This is a genomic window from Neisseria sp. Marseille-Q1983 (genome assembly GCF_018224585.1).
Lineage (GTDB): Bacteria > Pseudomonadota > Gammaproteobacteria > Burkholderiales > Neisseriaceae > Neisseria > Neisseria polysaccharea.
Genome location: NZ_JAGTUI010000114.1, coordinates 1 through 891 on the forward strand (window position 1 = coordinate 1; position 891 = coordinate 891).

Here is an 891-nt window from a genome sequence, read left to right on the forward strand (position 1 = left end):
CATGGCTAAGGAAAAATTCGAACGTAGCAAACCGCACGTAAACGTTGGCACCATCGGTCACGTTGACCATGGTAAAACCACCCTGACTGCCGCTTTGACTACTATTTTGGCTAAAAAATTCGGCGGTGCTGCAAAAGCTTACGACCAAATCGACAACGCCCCCGAAGAAAAAGCACGCGGTATTACCATTAACACCTCGCACGTAGAATACGAAACCGAAACCCGCCACTACGCACACGTAGACTGCCCGGGCCACGCCGACTACGTTAAAAACATGATTACCGGCGCCGCACAAATGGACGGCGCAATCCTGGTATGTTCCGCAGCCGACGGCCCTATGCCGCAAACCCGCGAACACATCCTGCTGGCCCGCCAAGTAGGCGTACCTTACATCATCGTGTTCATGAACAAATGCGACATGGTTGACGATGCCGAGCTGTTGGAACTGGTTGAAATGGAAATCCGCGACCTGCTGTCCAGCTACGACTTCCCCGGCGACGACTGCCCGATCGTACAAGGTTCCGCACTGAAAGCCTTGGAAGGCGATGCCGCTTACGAAGAAAAAATCTTCGAACTGGCTGCCGCATTGGACAGCTACATCCCGACTCCCGAGCGTGCCGTGGACAAACCGTTCCTGCTGCCTATCGAAGACGTGTTCTCCATCTCCGGTCGCGGTACCGTAGTAACCGGCCGTGTAGAGCGCGGTGTCATCCACGTTGGCGACGAGATTGAAATCGTCGGTCTGAAAGAAACCCAAAAAACCACCTGTACCGGCGTTGAAATGTTCCGCAAACTGCTGGACGAAGGTCAGGCAGGCGACAACGTAGGCGTATTGCTGCGCGGTACCAAACGTGAAGACGTGGAACGCGGTCAGGTATTGGCCAAACCCGG

At 54.8% G+C, this 891-nt stretch carries 1 protein-coding gene; it reads left to right on the top strand.

The window, feature by feature from the left end:
• Position 1: 1 nt before the first annotated feature.
• Positions 2–891, top strand: an 890-nt coding sequence (tuf, locus tag KEM39_RS11400; RefSeq protein WP_211710078.1) for an elongation factor Tu, incomplete at its 3' end; no start/stop codon positions are given.